Below are 20983 nucleotides of genomic sequence, written 5' to 3' on the forward strand. Positions count from 1 at the left end.
ATGACCAAAGAACAGGACTTTTGGAATCGTATTTTAGAATTGGCTCATGCTCAGCTAAAACAGACAACTTATGATTTCTTTGTTGCTGAAGCCAAGCTTGTTAAAGTTGAAGAAAAACAAGCTATTATTTTCCTAGATAGTCCAGTGAAACAACTATTTTGGGAACAAAACTTAGTAGGAGTTATTCTTACTGCAGGATTTGAGATTTTTAATGATCAGATTGCGGGAAAGTATATTTTTGAAGAAGAAACTAACACTGAAACTCCGAAATCTGCAGTAACCAGTCCTCAAATCAGCACTGTTCAGCCAAGCTTGCCACCTATTGATACTGGATTAAAGTCAAAATATACCTTTGACAATTTTGTTCAGGGAGACGGAAATATCTGGGCTAAAGCTGCTGCCTTGGCGGTGTCTGAGAATCTAGCCACAACCTATAATCCTCTTTTTATCTATGGAGGACCTGGCCTAGGCAAAACTCATTTATTAAATGCTATTGGCAATCAAATTTTAGAAAATATTCCAGATGCGCGTGTCAAGTATATACCGGCTGAAACCTTTATTAACGACTTCCTTGAACATTTAAGATTGGGAGAGATGGATAGCTTTAAAAAAATCTATCGTAGTCTGGATCTTCTGCTGATTGATGACATTCAATCTTTGGGAGGAAAAAAAGTTTCAACTCAGGAAGAATTTTTCAACACTTTCAATGCTCTTCATGGTGAAAATAAACAGATTGTTTTAACCAGCGACCGCAGTCCTGATCATCTGGACAATTTGGAAGAACGCTTGGTAACACGTTTCAAATGGGGATTAACTCAGAATATTACACCGCCAGATTTTGAAACACGCATTGCAATTCTGCGAAACAAAATTGAAGACTTAGATTATATTTTCCCGAATGATACCTTAGAATATCTTGCAGGACAATTCGACTCCAATGTCCGCGACTTGGAAGGCGCTTTGAATGATATCAGTCTCATCGCTAGAGTTCGACATCTAAAAGAAATCACTATTGATATCGCAGCAGAGGCTATTCGAGCACGCAAGCAGGATTCAAGCCAGGTAACAGTTATCCCGATTGATAAGATTCAGTCTGAAGTTGGGAAATTCTATGGTGTTAGTGTCAAAGAGATGAAAGGTAGCCGCCGAGTACAAAATATCGTTTTAGCTAGGCAGGTAGCTATGTATCTGACTCGTGAGCTGACTGACAACAGTCTGCCTAAAATTGGTCGTGAATTTGGCGGGAAAGATCATACGACTGTTATCCATGCACATGGAAAAATCAAAACCATGATTGAATCAGACGACAATTTGCGTTTAGAAATTGAAAGCATCAAGAATAAAATAAAATAGCGTGTGGAAAACTACAGAATTTTTTCAAAACTTATCCACACTTTGTGAACAAGTCTCAAAACTTGTTAGAATAAGGACGAAGCTATTTTTCCACATAATTCACACAAACTACTATTACTATTAATCTTATAATCATAAATAAATAAAAAGGAGATCCCATGATTCATTTTTCTATTAATAAAAATCTCTTCTTACAAGCTTTAAATACCACTAAAAGGGCTATCAGTCATAAAAATGCAATTCCTATTCTTTCTACTGTGAAAATCGATGTTACCAAAGAAGGAATCACCTTAATCGGTTCAAATGGTCAAGTGTCAATTGAAAACTTTATTTCTACTCAAAATGAAAATGCAGGCTTGCTTGTCAACTCAACAGGCTCAATTTTATTAGAAGCGACTTTCTTTATTAATGTTGTTTCTAGCCTGCCAGATATTATTTTGGATTTTAAAGAAATTGAACAAAAACAAATCGTCTTGACTAGCGGCAAATCAGAGATTACCCTGAAAGGAAAAGACGCTGACCAGTATCCACGAATCCAGGAAATTTCTGCCAGCAATCCCTTGGTTCTTGAAACAAAAATTCTCAAAGATGTCATTAACGAAACAGCCTTTGCAGCCAGTGTTCAGGAAAGCCGTCCAATTTTAACTGGTGTTCACTTTGTTTTGACAGATAACCGTTCTTTGAAAACAGTTGCGACAGACTCCCACAGAATGAGTCAAAAGAAAATTACTCTAGAGAAAAACGGAGATAATTTTGACGTAGTCATTCCAAGTCGCTCTTTACGTGAATTTACGGCTGTTTTTACCGATGAAATTGAAACGGTAGAGGTTTTCTTTGCTAACAATCAAATTCTTTTCAGAAGCGAAAATATCAGCTTCTACACCCGCCTCTTAGAAGGAAATTATCCAGATACAGATCGTTTGATTCCAACTGAATTTACGAGTGTCCTTACTTTTAATACTTCTGATTTACGTGCAGCTATGGAACGCGCTCGTCTCTTGTCTAATGCTACACAGAATGGAACAGTTAAACTGGAGATTGCAGGCGGTATTGTCAGTGCCCATGTAAATTCACCAGAGGTTGGCCGTGTTAACGAAGAAATTGATACAGAAAGTGTAACTGGCGAAGATTTGACCATTAGCTTTAATCCAACTTATCTGATCGATGCTTTGAAGGCCATTGACAGTGAAAAAGTAACGATTAGTTTTATCTCATCCGTTCGTCCTTTCACCTTGGTACCGAGTGAAGACACAGAAAACTTTATTCAGCTAATTACACCTGTCAGAACTAATTAAGATGAAAAGCAGTGGGCCAAGTTAAAGATTTTTAATTCTTGGTTCTAAGCTCTTTTCATTTACAAAGTATGATAGATGCTTAAGTTTTCTTCCTGAACTATGCTAGTTCCTTGAAAGGAGAAAGAAAATGTATGAAATTGGTCATTTTGTAGAAATGAAAAAGCCGCATGCCTGCACTATTAAAGCGACTGGGAAAAAGGCGAATCGCTGGGAAATCACAAGGGTTGGTGCAGATATCAAAATTCGTTGCACCAATTGTGAACATCTTGTGATGATGAGTCGTCACGATTTTGAAAGAAAAATGAAGAAAATAATTGATTGAACTAAAAATCATCGTAAATACAATTGTGGAAAACTAATTTGCATTGCTGAACGGCAGATTTAGATTTGATTTTCTTATTTTTCAATCAAAAAGGGATAGGACTTTTTTAGTCCTATCCCTTTTGCTTTTATTTAAGATCTTCAAATTTACCGTCTTTAACTTCTTTATAACCTGCTTTTTCGAGTAATTTAGCAGTTTCTTTATAGCTGATATAATCTGCTTTTTGATTACCAGATGTTTGAAGAAGCTGCTTACTTTGTAGTTCTTCAATATCAGCTTTACTAAAATCAATTGTCAGTTTTTCAGTTAAATAATCATCTTTGTACTCAATTTTATGAGTTAATCCTTTGATACCCTCAATAGATTTAGCATAGGCTTCTGTCTGCTCTTTAGCAGTGTCTTTTGTCAAGCCAACTGGTTTATAGTAGAAGGTGTTGTTTGTTTCGTTTATAAGAAGCTCATCACCTTTATATTCAACAGTGATGCGGCTATCTTGCTTAGTATTTTGGTCAATCAGCTGGAAATAAGCTTTTTTAGGACTGCTGCAGGCAGCTAAAACAAACAAAGCGGAAACCGTAAGGAAGGAAAGAAAAAGTGTTTTGAAAGTATTCTTTTTCATTAGAGACTCCTTTAATAAGAATATTAGCTATATTATACCATTTTTTTCTTCAATTTATTTTACATTTTTGTAAAGAAAGCTAGAAAAAATAACTTAAATCCGCTGTTTAGGATAAGGATTTATGGTATAATGGTTTGGATTGAAAAGATGAATGGAGAAGATAAGAATGGCTTTGACAGCAGGAATCGTTGGTTTACCCAATGTTGGTAAGTCAACTTTATTTAATGCAATTACAAAAGCAGGTGCAGAAGCAGCTAATTACCCTTTTGCGACAATTGATCCAAATGTCGGGCGGGTAGAAGTTCCGGATGCTCGTTTGGATAAATTAACAGAACTCATCAAACCACAGAAGAAAGTTCCAACAACATTCGAATTTACTGATATTGCTGGAATTGTGAAAGGTGCTTCAAAAGGAGAAGGACTAGGGAATAAATTCTTAGCCAATATCCGCGAAGTAGATGCTATCGTCCATGTAGTACGTGCCTTTGATGATGAAAATGTCATGCGGGAACAAGGTCGTGAGTCTGAATTTGTAGATCCAATGGCTGATATTGAGACCATTAATCTAGAATTGATTTTAGCAGACCTAGAAAGTATTAACAAACGCTATGCGCGTGTAGAGAAGATGGCTCGGACCCAAAAAGATAAGGATTCAGTGGCAGAATTTAATGTTTTACAGAAAATTAAGCCTGTCCTGGAAGATGGTCTGTCAGCTCGCACAATTGAATTCACAGAAGAAGAACAAAAAATTGTCAAAGGGCTCTTTCTCTTAACGACTAAGCCAGTTCTCTATGTGGCCAATGTCAGTGAAGATGAGGTAGCTGATCCAGATAATATTGACTATGTGAAACAGATTCGTGAATTTGCAGCTACAGAAAAAGCTGAAGTTGTTGTCATTTCAGCGCGTGCAGAGGAAGAAATTTCTGAATTGGACGATGAAGATAAGTCAGAATTTCTGGAAGCTATCGGCTTGACAGAATCAGGTGTGGATAAACTGACCAGAGCAGCTTATCATCTGTTGGGACTTGGAACCTACTTTACAGCTGGTGAAAAGGAAGTGCGTGCTTGGACCTTTAAGCGTGGAATGAAAGCTCCGCAAGCAGCTGGCATTATTCACTCAGACTTTGAAAAAGGCTTTATTCGAGCAGTCACTATGTCTTATGATGACCTAGTGCACTATGGTAGCGAAAAAGCAGTTAAAGAAGCTGGACGTTTGCGCGAAGAAGGAAAAGAATATATCGTTCAAGATGGCGATATTATGGAATTTAGATTTAATGTGTAAAGTATTTGTAAAGTTTAAAAATTCTAGGTTGGAAAATTTTTTCCAGCCCTTTTGGCTTTTATAAAGGAGAAAAATGGTAAAGTTAATAGTCGGTCTGGGAAATCCAGGAGAAAAATATATCGAAACCAAGCATAATATTGGTTTTATGCTAGTTGACAAGATTTGTAAAGATCTTGATTTAAAGTTTACAGCTGATAAAATCTTTCAAGCAGATATCGCCTCTACTTTTCTAAATGGTGAAAAAGTTTATTTTGTCAAACCAACTACATTTATGAATGAGAGCGGAAAGGCCGTTCAAGCTTTACTAGCATACTATGGTTTAGATATAGAGGATTTATTGGTCATCTATGATGATTTGGATATGGAAGTTGGTAAGATTCGTTTGCGCAGCAAGGGTTCAGCTGGTGGCCATAACGGTATTAAATCTATTATCAAACACATTGGAAGTCAAGAATTTAAACGGATAAAGATAGGGATTGGCCGTCCTAAAGAAGGCATGACAGTGGTTCACCATGTTCTAGGAAAATTTGATACAGATGATTATATAACAATTCTGAAGACTCTTGATAAGGTTGACAATGCTGTAAATTATTATTTACAGTCAGGCAATTTTGAACAAACTATGCAGAAATACAATGGATAATAAAATGAACCTGATTGACTTATTTTGTCAAAACCAGCAAATTTCAGATTGGAAGAAAAATCTCCATAAAAACAGCAGACAGTTGATAATGGGATTGTCTGCATCAACAAAAGCAATTACTATAGCGGCTGGATTAGAAGAAGCAGAGAAAATCCTTGTGCTGACTTCTAGTCAAAATGAAGCAGATCGTTTGGCTAGCGATTTGATTTCTTTGTTGGGAGAAGACAAGGTCTATACTTTCTTAGCAGATGATACTCCTATAGCAGAATTTGTCTTTGCCTCACAGGAGAAAATATTTTCGAGATTAGATGCTCTAAACTTTTTAATAGATAATCAAAAGTCTGGAATTCTAGTTACTAATGTAGCGGCTAGCAAATTACTCTTGCCTAATCCCATTGATTTTAAAAAGATCAACATAAATTTGACAGTTGGACAAGAATATGACCTAAACAATCTTGTCAAGATCCTGTCAAGAACAGGATACAAGAAGGTGTCTCAAGTTTTAAGTCAGGGAGAATATAGTCTAAGAGGAGACATCTTAGACATTTTTGAGCGCTCAGCAGAGGCACCTTATCGTCTGGAGTTTTTTGGCGATGAAATTGATGGTATTCGGATTTTCAATCCAGAAAATCAAACTTCAATTGATAACATAGAAAGTATTTTGATTAAACCTGCTTCTGATATCCTGCTTTCTGAGAAAGATTATGCTCGAGGACGGGAAAATCTGGAAGCTATTTTAGAAAAAGCTGTTGATCCTGCTTTGAAATCTTACTTAGAAGAATTACTAATCAGTTCCAAACAGGAGTTTCATCATGCAGATATTCGTAAATTCCTTTCTTATTTTTATCAGAAAGAATGGACTATTTTAGACTACTTGCCTGTTCATAGTCCTGTGTTTTTTGATGATTTTCAAAAAATTGTGGATCGACATGCTCAATTTGAACTGGAAACAGCTAGCTTGTTGACAGATGATTTACAAAATTGTAAAGCTTTATCAAGTCAGAAATATTTTGCAGATAAGTATCAAGATTATCGTCAATATAAACCAGCAACCTTCTTTTCAAGCTTTCAAAAAGGTTTGGGAAATCTGAAATTTGATGCTTTGTATCAATTCAATCAGTACCCAATGCAAGAATTTTTCAGTCAGTTTCCTTTGCTCAAGGAAGAAATTAATCGTTATAAAAAATCTGGCTATACAATAATCTTACAAGCGAATTCTTCAGCAGGTTTACAAAGTTTACATAAAAATTTACAGGAATATGATATTCATTTAGACTATATAAAAGAGGCTGAGATTCACAAAAATGCAGTTCAGCTTATAGAAGGAAATCTTGTTCAAGGCTTTAATTTCGTAGATGAGAAAATTGTTCTTATTACAGAGTACGAAATTATTCATAAAAAAATAAAACGAAAAATCCGGCGTCAGAATATCTCAAATGCTGAACGACTGAAAGATTATAATGAGCTAGAAAAAGGGGATTATGTTGTCCATAATATTCATGGGATAGGACGTTATCTGGGGATAGAAACGATTGAAATCTCTGGCGTCCACCGTGACTATCTGACAATTCAATATCAAAATTCTGATCGTATTTCGATTCCAGTTGACCAGATTGATCTCCTATCAAAGTATGTTGCCAGCGATGGAAAAACACCTAAGGTAAATAAGCTAAATGACGGTCGCTTCCAGAAGAGTAAGCAAAAAGTTCAGCATCAGGTTCAGGATATTGCGGATGATTTGATTAAACTATATGCTGAACGCAGCCAGCTAAAAGGTTTTGCTTTCTCAACGGATGATTCTAATCAAGAGGAATTTGACAATGATTTTCCCTATGTTGAAACAGAGGACCAGCTAAGAAGTATTCAGGAAGTGAAGAAGGATATGGAAAGCAGTCGTCCAATGGACCGGCTCTTAGTTGGTGATGTCGGCTTTGGAAAAACAGAAGTAGCTATGCGGGCTGCTTTTAAGGCTGTCAACGATCATAAACAGGTGGCTGTATTAGTACCAACAACGGTTTTAGCCCAGCAGCACTATACTAACTTTAAAGAACGCTTTAATGATTTTGCGGTTAATGTCGAGGTACTCAGCCGTTTCAGGAGTAAAGCAGAACAAAAACAGACTCTGGAGAAGCTGCAGAAGGGACAAGTTGATATTATCATCGGAACCCACCGACTCTTATCAAAAGATGTAGAATTTGCGGATTTAGGTTTAATCATCATTGATGAGGAGCAGCGTTTTGGAGTTAAACATAAGGAAACATTAAAAGAATTGAAAAAGAAAGTTGATGTCTTAACTTTGACAGCAACTCCTATTCCTCGAACTCTTCATATGTCTATGCTGGGGATACGCGATTTGTCAGTCATTGAGACCCCGCCTACCAATCGCTATCCTGTTCAGACCTATGTTTTAGAAAGCAATCCTACAGTAATTCGAGAAGCTGTCTTACGTGAAATAGACCGAGGTGGACAGGTTTACTATCTTTACAACAAGGTTGACACAATTGAAAAGAAAGTTTCGGAATTAAGAGAGTTAATCCCAGAAGCTTCTATAGGCTATGTTCATGGTCAAATGAGTGAGATTCGTTTAGAAAATACTTTACTGGATTTCATCAATGGAGAATACGATATTTTGGTGACCACAACCATTATTGAAACTGGAGTTGATATCCCAAATGCCAATACTTTGTTTGTAGAAAATGCTGACCATATGGGGCTGTCAACTTTGTATCAACTTCGTGGACGGGTTGGCCGCAGTAATCGGATTGCCTACGCTTATCTGATGTACAGACCAGATAAGATCCTAACAGAAGTTTCTGAAAAGCGTCTAGAGGCTATTAAGGGATTTACAGAGTTAGGTTCTGGATTTAAGATTGCCATGCGAGATTTGTCTATTCGAGGGGCTGGCAATATTTTAGGAAGTATGCAATCTGGCTTTATTGATTCTGTTGGTTTTGAAATGTATTCACAGCTTCTAGAAGAAGCCATTGCTAAAAAGCAGGGTAGAGAAAACAAGCGTCAAAAGAGCAATGCAGAGATTAATCTGCAGATTGATGCCTATCTGCCTAGTGACTATATTTCTGATGAAAGACAGAAAATTGAAATTTACAAGAGAATTCGTGAGATTGACAGCCGTGTAAACTATGAAAATCTGCAAAATGAATTGATTGATCGCTTTGGGGAGTATCCTGATGTTGTAGCCTATCTGTTGGAGATTGGACTTGCTAAGTCTTATTTAGATCAGGCATTTGTAAAGTCAGTGGAACGCCAGCAGAATGCAGTAAGTATTCATTTTGAGAAAATTTCGCAGCAGCTTTATCTAACGCAGGACTATTTTGAAGCACTTTCGATGACGAATTTAAAGGCTCGAATTGGTGAAAAAAATGGCTTGATTGAAGTGATTTTTGATGTGAAGAACAAAAAAGATTATGAGATTTTAGAAGGTCTAGTTAATTTTGGAGAAAAGATGCTGGAAATTAAACACCGCAAGGCAGAATAAAGGTTACAATTCAGTGAAGTTTGGCTTTTTAAGCTCTATTTTTCTCAAAAAATGGTAGAATAATAAATTAAGAGAAAATGAGGTAATAGGATGAGATTAGATAAATATTTGAAAGTGTCACGGATTATCAAGCGACGTCCAGTGGCTAAAGAAGTAGCTGACAAGGGCCGGATAAAAGTGAACGGTATCTTGGCTAAGAGCTCAACAGATTTGAAAGTGGATGACTTGGTTGAAGTACGCTTTGGTAATAAACTCTTGACTGTAAAGGTTCTGGAGATGAAAGATAGTACCAAAAAAGAAGATGCAGCTAAAATGTACGAAATAGTCAGTGAAACAAGGATAGAAGAAGATGCCTAAAAATATCGTCCAACTCAATAATCGTTTTATTCAAGATGAAAATCAACGCCGCAGATATGTGGATCAGGAACGGCGAAAACGCAACCGTTTTATGGGCTGGGTTCTGATTTTGGTGATCCTCTTATTTATTTTACCTACCTATAATTTGTACCAGAGTTATCAAACCTTGCTGCAGCGTCGTGAACAGTATTCTAAACTCCAGGAGAAATATCAGACACTCAGCGAAGAAAAGGTCTATCAATCTGATATAGCAACAAAGTTAAAAGATGACAGCTATGCTGCTAAGTATGCACGCGCTAAATACTCTTTTTCAAAAGAGGGCGAGTACATTTATACTATCCCTGATTTATTACCACAGTAGTTATGGAAGATTTATTAAAAACAATTGAGCAGTTCTTGGCCTTTTCAGATGAGAAATTAGAAGAACTGGCTGAAAAAAATCAAGCTTTGAAACTTCAAGAAAATCAAGAGGGAAGGGGAAAACATGCGTAAGTTTTTGTTACTGATATTTTTGTTGCCAGCTTTATTTAGCAGTATCACAGTTATTAGTACCGAAAAAGATTTCGTGTTAGACGAGGAAGAAAAATATCGTTTTACAAGCACTACGTATGGACGCTATTATGATAGCATCCCGACAAATCCTAATGTTTATGAAGAAATTCCTACATTTACAGATTCTACTCTGAGTAAGACTGCTGGAAAGCTAGTTCCAGACCAGCCTATTCAAATAGCAGGATTTTATGTAAATGAAGAAGAAGTTCCGATTTTCAAGCTGAAAAATGGGCAATTTGTGATAGCGGATAAAAATACAATTTACGAAGATACTGTCCAGTCAATTCAAGATATCCATCAAGAAATGTGGCTGAAACCTGGCTTCATTCTCTATGATAAAGCCAATATCAACGGAGCTAAAAAAATCAATACAACATTAGCTCCATATACAAAAGTAAACATTGTTCAAATTGTCCAGACAGTCAAAGGAACTTATGCCCAGATTGAAGGACAGGGCTGGGTTTCTATGGAATTTCTGGATGAGACTGATAATCGAATGGACAAAGTTCAAGAAATTCTGAGCAGTAAGTATAACAAAGCTGACTACTCTATCTATGTCAAACAGTTGGACACTGGCAAAGAAGCAGGTATCAATCAAGATCAAGAGATGTATTCGGCCAGTGTGACCAAACTGCCTTATCTCTACTATGTGCAGGAACAGCTGGATCAGAAAAAACTTTCCTTAGATCAGAAGTTCAAGTATATTGGAGCAGTCAACGATTTTGCAGGTGCTTATGAACCAGAAGGAAGTGGCAGTATTGCTAAGTCAGCTGATGACAAGGAATATTCAGTTCAGGATTTGATTAATCGAGTGGCCAAAGAATCAGATAATGTTGCCCACAATATCTTAGGTTATTATGCGACCAATCAATCTGATAAAAAATTTCAGCAAACTATCAACAAAATAGCTGGAAAGAAATGGGATGTGGAAGAAAGACAAGCATCTTCACGTATGACTGGAAATGTTTTGGAAGCAATCTATGAGCAAAATGGTATGATTATCGATGCCTTGTCTCAGACAAATTATGATAATCAACGGATTTCTAAAAATATTGATGCTAAAGTAGCTCATAAAATTGGCGACGCCTATGATTTCAAGCATGATGCTGCGATTGTCTATGCAGATTCTCCTTTTATCATTGTCATTTTTACTAATAATTCAAACTATGATAACATTTCCCAGATAGCAGACGATGTCTATGGAGTCCTGAAATGATTAAGCAAGAATTTCTTAAAAAAATGCAGGAGAAAAAGTATTTCCAAGACCATCGAAAAGTTTTGGTTGCTGTATCAGGTGGACTGGATTCTATGACGCTGCTGCAGCTGTTGGTTGATTATCAAAAAGAACTGGCTATCGAGCTTGCGATTGCTCATGTCAATCACAAACAGCGGCCAGAGTCAGATCAAGAAGAAAAGGCATTAGTAAAGATTGCGGAACAGCTTGGTGTAAAGATTTTTACATCAAGTTTTTCTGGTAATTTTTCAGAAAATGCTGCTCGGCAGTTCCGTTATGATTTTTTCGGGAAAGTGATGCAGGAGGGGCACTATACAGCTTTGGTAACTGCCCACCACGCAGATGACCAAGCTGAGACTGTTTTTATGCGGCTGCTGCGTGGAGCTAGACTTCGTCATCTGTCCGGCATGAAAGCTGTCCAGTCTTTTGCTTGCGGGGAACTGATTCGTCCTTTGCTTACTTTTCGTAAGTCAGACTTTCCAGATATTCAGCATTTTGAAGATAGCAGTAATTTTCAAAATGACTATCTCAGAAATCGAATTCGCAATCTTTATCTGCCGGATCTAGAAAAAGAAAATCCACAATTTAAGGATTCTTTGCGGTATCTAGGAAAGGAAATTGAAGATTGGCAGACCGCTTTGTTTCACTTGACCAGAGATTTAGATATAGAAAATGTCCAAGTCTTTCATCAGCAAATCCCCCAGGTTCAACGTTTTCTATTGCAGAACTATCTTGAAAACTTTCCTGGACTGAATTTGAGCAAGCAGCAGTTTGAGGAAGTTTTAAACATCCTGCGGACTAAGGCCAATTATCAGCACACTTTGAAAAAAGACTATGAGCTTGTTAAAGATTACCAGCGTTTTGAAATTAAAAAAATCAGTCGTAAGCCCGATTTAAAAATGGATTCAATTTTGTTAGAATTTGAGAATCTGATTGAGTTTGGGCATTATCGATTTTCATTCGGGATTCCTTTGAGTGGTGAAAATATCCAGAAAATTTTTGTTTCGCGTGAAACTTCGCTGACACTCCGCTTCCGAAAAGAGGGAGACAGTATTTTGCTGAATGATCATCACAAGAAACTTCGTCGTCTTTTTATTGATAAGAAGGTTTCCTTTGAAGAACGGAATTCATCTGTAATAGTGGAACAAAATCATCAAATTTTAGCAATCTTAAATATTGCTATCAGTGATTTGAGTAAGGCATTAAAAAGTGATATAATGAGTACTGTACTTTATATTCAGAAAATAGATGGGTAAAATTATGCTAGAACAAGATATCAAAAAAATATTGATTTCCCATGAAGAAATCGTGGATGCTGCAAAAAAGCTTGGTCAGCAATTAACCAAAGACTACCAAGGTAAGAATCCAATTTTTGTTGGAATCTTAAAAGGTTCCGTGCCTTTTATGGCTGAGTTAATCAAGCATATTGACACACATATTGAGCTTGATTTTATGTTGGTTTCTAGCTACCATGGTGGTACTGCTAGCTCAGGTGTCATTAATGTTATTAAGGACATTGATCAAGACATCACAGGACGTGATATCCTATTTGTTGAGGATATTATTGATACTGGTCAGACTTTAAAAAATCTGTGCAATTTGTTTAAGGAAAGAAATGCTGCATCAGTAAAAATTGCTACACTTTTGGATAAACCAGAAGGCCGTGTTGTTGAAATTGATGCAGATTATACATGTTTCACAATTCCAAATGAATTTGTTGTTGGATATGGATTAGATTATAATGAGAACTATCGTAATATTCCATATATTGGTATTTTGAAAGAAGAAGTTTATACAAAATAAAGGTTTACTATTAATAGATGAAAAATAAGCAAAACAATGGTTTTATAAAAAATCCATTTCTCTATATTCTGATTATTGTTGTCCTAGTGACAGGGTTTCAGTATTTCTTCTCAGGAGATACTGGCGGTCGCAGTCAACAAATCAATTACACAGAATTAGTGAAGGAAATTAAGGAAAATAATGTCACAGAGATGAGCTACCAGCCAAATGGCAGCGTCGTCGAGATTTCAGGTACTTACAAAACACCTCAGGAATCAAAAGAAGATACAGGGATTTTATTTTTCACTCCAAACATTTCTAAAGTAGAGAAATTCACAAGTATTATTTTACCGTCAGATATTACAATTTCTGATTTACAAAAATTAGCCTCTGAGCATAATACTGAAATCAGCATAAAGCGTGAAAGTTCAAGCGGAATGTGGATTACAATCCTTACTTCCATCGTTCCTTTTGTGATTGTCATCTTCTTCTTTATGTCCATGATGAATCAAGGTGGAGGCGGTGGTGCCCGCGGTGCCATGAATTTCGGCCGCAATAAGGCGCGTGCTGCTAACAAAGAAGATATTAAGGTTCGTTTTTCAGATGTAGCTGGTGCCGAAGAAGAAAAACAAGAGCTAGTAGAAGTTGTTGAGTTTTTGAAAGATCGGAAACGTTACACCAAACTAGGTGCTCGTATTCCTGCTGGTGTTCTTCTAGAAGGCCCTCCAGGAACTGGTAAAACCTTGCTTGCTAAGGCAGTTGCTGGAGAAGCAGGTGTTCCTTTCTTCAGTATCTCAGGTTCCGACTTTGTAGAAATGTTTGTTGGGGTCGGAGCAAGCCGGGTTCGTTCTTTGTTCGAAGATGCGAAAAAAGCAGCTCCTGCCATTATCTTCATCGATGAAATCGATGCAGTCGGTCGTCAGCGTGGTGTTGGCCTTGGCGGTGGTAACGATGAGCGGGAGCAAACCCTTAATCAGCTCTTGATTGAAATGGATGGTTTTGAAGGCAATGAAGGAATCATTATCATTGCGGCTACTAACCGTTCGGATGTATTGGATCCAGCCTTGCTGCGTGCTGGCCGTTTTGACAGAAAAGTGTTGGTCGGCCGTCCTGACGTTAAAGGTCGGGAAGCTATTCTCCGTGTTCATGCTAAGAATAAGCCACTGGCTAAAAATGTTGATTTGAAACTAGTTGCTCAGCAGACACCAGGTTTTGTTGGTGCTGATTTGGAAAATGTTTTGAATGAGGCTGCTTTGGTTGCTGCTCGTCGTAACAAGAAAGTCATTGATGCAGATGATATTGATGAAGCAGAAGATCGGGTAATCGCAGGACCTTCTAAGAAAGATAAGATGGTGTCTGAACGTGATCGTCAAATGGTTGCTTATCATGAAGCTGGACATACTATTGTTGGTTTGGTATTGTCAAATGCGCGTGTCGTACATAAGGTAACTATCGTACCTCGTGGACGCGCTGGTGGATATATGATTGCCTTGCCTAAAGAAGACCAAATGCTTCTATCTAAAGAAGATATGAAAGAGCAATTAGCTGGTCTTATGGGTGGCCGTGTAGCTGAAGAGATTATCTTTAATGTTCAAACAACGGGTGCTTCTAATGACTTTGAACAGGCAACTCAGATGGCCCGCAGTATGGTAACAGAATATGGAATGAGCGAAAAACTTGGTCCGGTTCAATACGAAGGAAACCATGCTATGTTTGGTGCAGCCAGTCCTCAAAAATCAATTTCAGAACAGACAGCATATGAGATTGACGAAGAAGTAAGAGAACTTCTTAATGAAGCTCGTAACAAAGCTGCAGAGATTATTCAGTCCCATCGTGAAACTCATAAATTGATTGCCGAAGCGCTTCTTAAATATGAAACTTTGGATAGCAATCAGATTAAATCATTGTATGAAACTGGCAAAATGCCAGAAGAGTCTGAACTTGAATTAGATAAAGAAGCTCATGCACTTTCTTATGATGAAATTAAAACGAAAATGGAAGAAAAAAGTTCCGAGTAGAAGAAGTTGGAGAAATTCCAACTTTTTTCTCTTTTTCTGAAATAATTATTGACAAAGGAAGAAAAGCTGATATAATGGAATATGTTCTGCAGAGGGACAAAAAATGGTCCGTTGGTCAAGGGGTTAAGACACCGCCTTTTCACGGCGGTAACACGGGTTCGAATCCCGTACGGACTATATAATCCGCCATAGCTCAGTTGGTAGTAGCGCATGACTGTTAATCATGATGTCGTAGGTTCGAGTCCTACTGGCGGAGCTAGGTTTAAAAAATCAAATGTGTAAGCATTTGATTTTTTTCTTGCTTTCATACTTCGCACAATCCTCCCAAATGACTAAATATACGCCTGAAATGACTTAAAAACAGTTATTCGAGTCAGAAGAGCTCCTGAAAGATGCTTTTTAGAAGAAAGAGCCCACCTTACTTTCTATTTACAGTAGAATTAAGTCAAGTAAATTTTAAGGAGGAACTATGGATTTTAGAACTACTTATGAGAAGGTAAAATGGATAGTTTGGAAGTGTAAGAAAGATTACTATATTCATTTGTGGGAACATAGTGATTGGGAGCAAGAAGGGATGTTAGTTTTATACGAGCTTCTACTTAAAGAAAAAGGAATTGAAAATGATGAGGAAAAACTCTATCGTTATTTCAAAACAAAATTCAGAAATCATATACATGATAAAATTCGCAAACAAGAAAGCCAAAAGCGCAAATTGGACCGCCAGCCTTATGAAGAAGTGAGTGAGATTGGACATCGTTTAAAATCAAAAGAATTGTTTCTGGATGAGTTAGTTGCTTTCAGAGAGGCAATTGGTAATTATAAAAGGACTCTTGATGATGTTGGATTGGATAATTATCAGAGATTGATGAGCAATGAGCGCTTCAAAGGAAGAAGAGCCATGCTCAAAGATTTGAAAAATCATTTAAAAGATTTTCAAGATAATACGATTTTATAATAATCAAGCTTGATGAGTCGAAATCTGTTTTAATAGAACAGGTTCGACTATCAAGTTTTTTTATTAAATAAAAATAAAAAAAGATTAAAAAAGGTATTGACAGGTAGTAGGTATAGGTGATATACTAATATAGTTGTCGCGAAAGACAAAGCCCTTTGAAAACTGAACAAGACGAACCAAGTGCAGGGTGACATAGAGATATGTAACCTGTCAAAAAAACGAGAAAATAAATCTGTCAGTGGACAGTAATGAGTGCGAACTCAAACTTTTTAATGAGAGTTTGATCCTGGCTCAGGACGAACGCTGGCGGCGTGCCTAATACATGCAAGTAGAACGCTGAAGAGAGGAGCTTGCTCTTCTTGGATGAGTTGCGAACGGGTGAGTAACGCGTAGGTAACCTGCCTGGTAGCGGGGGATAACTATTGGAAACGATAGCTAATACCGCATAAAATTGATTATTGCATGATAATTAATTGAAAGATGCAATTGCATCACTACCAGATGGACCTGCGTTGTATTAGCTAGTTGGTGAGGTAACGGCTCACCAAGGCGACGATACATAGCCGACCTGAGAGGGTGATCGGCCACACTGGGACTGAGACACGGCCCAGACTCCTACGGGAGGCAGCAGTAGGGAATCTTCGGCAATGGGGGGAACCCTGACCGAGCAACGCCGCGTGAGTGAAGAAGGTTTTCGGATCGTAAAGCTCTGTTGTAAGAGAAGAACGGGTGTGAGAGTGGAAAGTTCACACTGTGACGGTATCTTACCAGAAAGGGACGGCTAACTACGTGCCAGCAGCCGCGGTAATACGTAGGTCCCGAGCGTTGTCCGGATTTATTGGGCGTAAAGCGAGCGCAGGCGGTTAGATAAGTCTGAAGTTAAAGGCTGTGGCTTAACCATAGTATGCTTTGGAAACTGTTTAACTTGAGTGCAGAAGGGGAGAGTGGAATTCCATGTGTAGCGGTGAAATGCGTAGATATATGGAGGAACACCGGTGGCGAAAGCGGCTCTCTGGTCTGTAACTGACGCTGAGGCTCGAAAGCGTGGGGAGCAAACAGGATTAGATACCCTGGTAGTCCACGCCGTAAACGATGAGTGCTAGGTGTTAGGCCCTTTCCGGGGCTTAGTGCCGCAGCTAACGCATTAAGCACTCCGCCTGGGGAGTACGACCGCAAGGTTGAAACTCAAAGGAATTGACGGGGGCCCGCACAAGCGGTGGAGCATGTGGTTTAATTCGAAGCAACGCGAAGAACCTTACCAGGTCTTGACATCCCTCTGACCGCTCTAGAGATAGAGTTTTCCTTCGGGACAGAGGTGACAGGTGGTGCATGGTTGTCGTCAGCTCGTGTCGTGAGATGTTGGGTTAAGTCCCGCAACGAGCGCAACCCCTATTGTTAGTTGCCATCATTGAGTTGGGCACTCTAGCGAGACTGCCGGTAATAAACCGGAGGAAGGTGGGGATGACGTCAAATCATCATGCCCCTTATGACCTGGGCTACACACGTGCTACAATGGCTGGTACAACGAGTCGCAAGCCGGTGACGGCAAGCTAATCTCTGAAAGCCAGTCTCAGTTCGGATTGTAGGCTGCAACTCGCCTACATGAAGTCGGAATCGCTAGTAATCGCGGATCAGCACGCCGCGGTGAATACGTTCCCGGGCCTTGTACACACCGCCCGTCACACCACGAGAGTTTGTAACACCCGAAGTCGGTGAGGTAACCGTAAGGAGCCAGCCGCCTAAGGTGGGATAGATGATTGGGGTGAAGTCGTAACAAGGTAGCCGTATCGGAAGGTGCGGCTGGATCACCTCCTTTCTAAGGAGTCCGTAAGGACACACGGAATGCACTTGAGTCTTGTTTAGTTTTGAGAGGGCTATGTGGGGCCTTAGCTCAGCTGGGAGAGCGCCTGCTTTGCACGCAGGAGGTCAGCGGTTCGATCCCGCTAGGCTCCATTATCTAGTTTGACTAGATAAAGAACTTGTCCATTGAAAATTGAATACCGATATCAAATAGTAACAAGAAAATAAACCGAAAACGCTGTAAAAATTAATGAGTTTAAGACTGAAAGGTCAAAAATAAGGTTAAGTTAGTAAGGGCGCACGGTGGATGCCTTGGCACTAGGAGCCGATGAAGGACGTGACAAACGACGAAATGCCTCGGGGAGCTGTAAGTAAGCACTTGATCCGGGGGTGTCCGAATGGGGGAACCCAACAGGTTGATGCCTGTTACCCATTTCTGTTAAGGGAATGAGGAGGAAGACGCAGTGAACTGAAACATCTAAGTAGCTGCAGGAAGAGAAAGCAAAAGCGATTGCCTTAGTAGCGGCGAGCGAAGAGGCAGGAGGGCAAACCGAAGAGTTTACTCTTCGGGGTTGTAGGACTGCAATGTGGACTCAGAATTTATAGAAGAATGACTTGGGAAAGTCAGCCAAAGAGAGTAAGAGCCTCGTATTTTAAATAGATTCTGTACCTAGCAGTATCCTGAGTACGGCGGGACACGTGAAATCCCGTCGGAATCTGGGAGGACCATCTCCCAACCCTAAATACTCCCTAGTGACCGATAGTGAACCAGTACCGTGAGGGAAAGGTGAAAAGCACCCCGGGAGGGGAGTGAAATAGAACCTGAAACCGTGTGCCTACAACAAGTTCGAGCCCGTTAATGGGTGAGAGCGTGCCTTTTGTAGAATGAACCGGCGAGTTACGTTATGATGCGAGGTTAAGTTGAAGAGACGGAGCCGTAGGGAAACCGAGTCTGAATAGGGCGCTTTAGTATCATGATGTAGACCCGAAACCATGTGACCTACCCATGAGCAGGTTGAAGGTGCGGTAAAACGCACTGGAGGACCGAACCAGGGCACGTTGAAAAGTGCTTGGATGACTTGTGGGTAGCGGAGAAATTCCAAACGAACTTGGAGATAGCTGGTTCTCTCCGAAATAGCTTTAGGGCTAGCGTCGACATAAAGATTCTTGGAGGTAGAGCACTGTTTGGGTGAGGGGTCCATCCCGGATTACCAATCTCAGATAAACTCCGAATGCCAATGAATTATGGTCGGCAGTCAGACTGCGAGTGCTAAGATCCGTAGTCGAAAGGGAAACAGCCCAGACCACCAGCTAAGGTCCCAAAATAATTGTTAAGTGGAAAAGGATGTGGGGTTGCACAGACAACTAGGATGTTAGCTTAGAAGCAGCTATTCATTCAAAGAGTGCGTAATAGCTCACTAGTCGAGTGACCCTGCGCCGAAAATGTACCGGGGCTAAAACAATTTACCGAAGCTGTGGATACCTTTTATAGGTATGGTAGGAGAGCGTTCTATGTGTGGAGAAGGTGTACCGTGAGGAGTGCTGGAACGCATAGAAGTGAGAATGCCGGTATGAGTAGCGCAAGACAGGTGAGAATCCTGTCCACCGTAAGACTAAGGTTTCCAGGGGAAGGCTCGTCCGCCCTGGGTTAGTCGGGACCTAAGGAGAGACCGAAAGGTGTATCCGATGGCCAACAGGTTGAGATTCCTGTACTAGAGTATGAAGTGATGGAGGGACGCAGTAGGCTAACTCGTGCGTACGAATGGATGTACGTCTAAGTAGTGAGGCGTGGTATGAGTCAAATGCTTATACCTCTAACGTTGAGCTGTGATGGGGAGCGAAGTTTAGTAGCGAGTGAGTGATGTCACACTGCCAAGAAAAGCTTCTAGCGTTGTATCATACTCTACCCGTACCGCAAACCGACACAGGTAGTCGAGGCGAGTAGCCTCAGGTGAGCGAGAGAACTCTCGTTAAGGAACTCGGCAAAATGACCCCGTAACTTCGGGAGAAGGGGTGCTGACTTTTGTCAGCCGCAGTGAATAGGCCCAAGCAACTGTTTATCAAAAACACAGCTCTCTGCTAAATCGTAAGATGATGTATAGGGGGTGACGCCTGCCCGGTGCTGGAAGGTTAAGAGGAGTGCTTAGCGGTAACGCGAAGGTATGAATTGAAGCCCCAGTAAACGGCGGCCGTAACTATAACGGTCCTAAGGTAGCGAAATTCCTTGTCGGGTAAGTTCCGACCCGCACGAAAGGCGTAATGATTTGGGCACTGTCTCAACGAGAGACTCGGTGAAATTTTAGTACCTGTGAAGATGCAGGTTACCCGCGACAGGACGGAAAGACCCCATGGAGCTTTACTGCAGTTTGATATTGAGTGTCTGTGCCACATGTACAGGATAGGTAGGAGCCTATGAAATCGGGACGCCAGTTTCGATGGAGGCGTTGTTGGGATACTACCCTTGTGTTATGGCCACTCTAACCCGGTAGGTTTATCATCTACGGAGACAGTGTCTGACGGGCAGTTTGACTGGGGCGGTCGCCTCCTAAAAGGTAACGGAGGCGCCCAAAGGTTCCCTCAGACTGGTTGGAAATCAGTCGCAGAGTGTAAAGGTATAAGGGAGCTTGACTGCGAGAGCTACAACTCGAGCAGGGACGAAAGTCGGGCTTAGTGATCCGGTGGTTCCGCATGGAAGGGCCATCGCTCAACGGATAAAAGCTACCCTGGGGATAACAGGCTTATCTCCCCCAAGAGTTCACATCGACGGGGAGGTTTGGCACCTCGATGTCGGCTCGTCGCATCCTGGGGCTGTAGTCGGTCCCAAGGGTTGGGCTGTTCGCCCATTAAAGCGGCACGCGAGCTGGGTTCAGAACGTCGTGAGACAGTTCGGTCCCTATCCGTCGCGGGCGTAGGAAATTTGAGAGGATCTGCTCCTAGTACGAGAGGACCAGAGTGGACTTACCGCTGGTGTACCAGTTGTTCTGCCAAGAGCATCGCTGGGTAGCTATGTAGGGAAGGGATAAACGCTGAAAGCATCTAAGTGTGAAACCCACCTCAAGATGAGATTTCCCATAACGCAAGTTAGTAAGAGCCCTGAGAGAAGATCAGGTTGATAGGTTAGGAGTGGAAGTGTGGTGACACATGGAGCGGACTAATACTAATCGCTCGAGGACTTATCCTAGAATAAGAGATTCATCAGAGTGCAGCGGATGGTTTAGAGGAATGTTAGATTTGATATTGTATTCAATTTTGAGTTGACAAGACTTGTCTGAGAG

The 20983-nt window shown here is 40.1% G+C and carries 15 protein-coding genes, 3 tRNA genes and 2 rRNA genes; 19 read left to right on the top strand and 1 reads right to left on the bottom strand.

Annotated elements, in window-relative coordinates; genetic code table 11:
* The 3 genes from dnaA to J1C86_RS00015 all read left to right on the top strand — a co-directional run bounded on the left by dnaA (position 1) and on the right by J1C86_RS00015 (position 2970).
* Positions 1-1353 carry a chromosomal replication initiator protein DnaA gene (dnaA, locus tag J1C86_RS00005; protein ID WP_125408296.1) on the top strand — a complete coding sequence of 451 codons (1353 nt, stop codon included), beginning with the start codon at positions 1-3 and terminating at the stop codon, positions 1351-1353.
* A gap of 158 nt (positions 1354-1511) precedes the next feature.
* Positions 1512-2648 carry a DNA polymerase III subunit beta gene (gene dnaN, locus J1C86_RS00010; RefSeq protein WP_002908362.1) on the top strand — a complete coding sequence of 379 codons (1137 nt, stop codon included), beginning with the start codon at positions 1512-1514 and terminating at the stop codon, positions 2646-2648.
* A gap of 127 nt (positions 2649-2775) precedes the next feature.
* The gene (locus J1C86_RS00015; RefSeq protein ID WP_002894296.1) at positions 2776-2970 is read left to right on the top strand and encodes a DUF951 domain-containing protein; all 195 of its coding nucleotides are present in this window, start codon (positions 2776-2778) and stop codon (positions 2968-2970) included.
* 127 nt (positions 2971-3097) lie between these two features.
* Here J1C86_RS00015 and J1C86_RS00020 read toward each other — a convergent pair whose 3' ends face one another.
* Positions 3098-3589, bottom strand: a complete 492-nt coding sequence (locus J1C86_RS00020) for a DUF1307 domain-containing protein (protein WP_125348529.1) — start codon at positions 3587-3589, stop codon at positions 3098-3100.
* A 166-nt stretch (positions 3590-3755) separates the two neighbouring features.
* Between J1C86_RS00020 and ychF the strand changes: the two genes are divergently transcribed.
* From ychF to J1C86_RS00100, 16 genes are all read left to right on the top strand, one after another.
* The gene (gene ychF / locus J1C86_RS00025) at positions 3756-4871 is read left to right on the top strand and encodes a redox-regulated ATPase YchF (protein WP_125348572.1); all 1116 of its coding nucleotides are present in this window, start codon (positions 3756-3758) and stop codon (positions 4869-4871) included.
* Positions 4872-4944: 73 nt separating this feature from the next.
* Positions 4945-5514, top strand: coding sequence for an aminoacyl-tRNA hydrolase (gene pth / locus J1C86_RS00030; protein WP_125348528.1), 570 nt, complete (start codon positions 4945-4947; stop codon positions 5512-5514).
* The gene (gene mfd / locus J1C86_RS00035) at positions 5507-9010 is read left to right on the top strand and encodes a transcription-repair coupling factor (RefSeq protein ID WP_125408298.1); all 3504 of its coding nucleotides are present in this window, start codon (positions 5507-5509) and stop codon (positions 9008-9010) included. The genes pth and mfd overlap by 8 nt, the downstream gene beginning before the upstream one ends.
* Positions 9011-9100: 90 nt before the next feature.
* Complete coding sequence (locus J1C86_RS00040; RefSeq protein ID WP_002894302.1) at positions 9101-9367, top strand: RNA-binding S4 domain-containing protein; 267 nt, start codon at positions 9101-9103, stop codon at positions 9365-9367.
* The gene (locus tag J1C86_RS00045) at positions 9360-9728 is read left to right on the top strand and encodes a septum formation initiator family protein (RefSeq protein ID WP_002899511.1); all 369 of its coding nucleotides are present in this window, start codon (positions 9360-9362) and stop codon (positions 9726-9728) included. Before J1C86_RS00040 ends, J1C86_RS00045 begins: the two co-directional genes overlap by 8 nt.
* Before the next feature lie 2 nt (positions 9729-9730).
* Positions 9731-9859, top strand: a complete 129-nt coding sequence (locus J1C86_RS00050; RefSeq protein ID WP_125408300.1) for an SP_0009 family protein — start codon at positions 9731-9733, stop codon at positions 9857-9859.
* Complete coding sequence (locus J1C86_RS00055) at positions 9852-11135, top strand: serine hydrolase (RefSeq protein WP_125408302.1); 1284 nt, start codon at positions 9852-9854, stop codon at positions 11133-11135. Before J1C86_RS00050 ends, J1C86_RS00055 begins: the two co-directional genes overlap by 8 nt.
* Positions 11132-12409 (top strand): tRNA lysidine(34) synthetase TilS, encoded by a 1278-nt coding sequence (gene tilS, locus J1C86_RS00060; RefSeq protein WP_125408304.1) that lies wholly within the window; start codon positions 11132-11134, stop codon positions 12407-12409. Before J1C86_RS00055 ends, tilS begins: the two co-directional genes overlap by 4 nt.
* Positions 12410-12413: 4 nt before the next feature.
* Positions 12414-12956, top strand: a complete 543-nt coding sequence (gene hpt, locus J1C86_RS00065) for a hypoxanthine phosphoribosyltransferase (protein ID WP_032905419.1) — start codon at positions 12414-12416, stop codon at positions 12954-12956.
* 17 nt (positions 12957-12973) lie between these two features.
* On the top strand, positions 12974-14953 hold the full coding sequence (gene ftsH / locus J1C86_RS00070; protein WP_002894312.1) for an ATP-dependent zinc metalloprotease FtsH: 1980 nt from the start codon (positions 12974-12976) through the stop codon (positions 14951-14953).
* A gap of 105 nt (positions 14954-15058) precedes the next feature.
* Positions 15059-15130 (top strand) — tRNA-Glu (locus J1C86_RS00075).
* Between the two features lie 5 nt (positions 15131-15135).
* Positions 15136-15209: transfer RNA gene (locus tag J1C86_RS00080), tRNA-Asn, on the top strand.
* Between the two features lie 213 nt (positions 15210-15422).
* Complete coding sequence (locus J1C86_RS00085; RefSeq protein WP_002927434.1) at positions 15423-15908, top strand: sigma-70 family RNA polymerase sigma factor; 486 nt, start codon at positions 15423-15425, stop codon at positions 15906-15908.
* 268 nt (positions 15909-16176) lie between these two features.
* A 16S ribosomal RNA gene (locus J1C86_RS00090) occupies positions 16177-17724 on the top strand.
* A 64-nt stretch (positions 17725-17788) separates the two neighbouring features.
* Positions 17789-17861 (top strand) — tRNA-Ala (locus J1C86_RS00095).
* A gap of 127 nt (positions 17862-17988) precedes the next feature.
* Positions 17989-20889: ribosomal RNA gene (locus tag J1C86_RS00100) — 23S ribosomal RNA — on the top strand.
* The 16S and 23S rRNA genes sit together here with 1 tRNA gene alongside, the layout of an rRNA operon.
* Positions 20890-20983: the final 94 nt, after the last annotated feature.

It is taken from the genome of Streptococcus sanguinis (assembly GCF_050220005.1).
GTDB lineage: Bacteria > Bacillota > Bacilli > Lactobacillales > Streptococcaceae > Streptococcus > Streptococcus sanguinis_Z.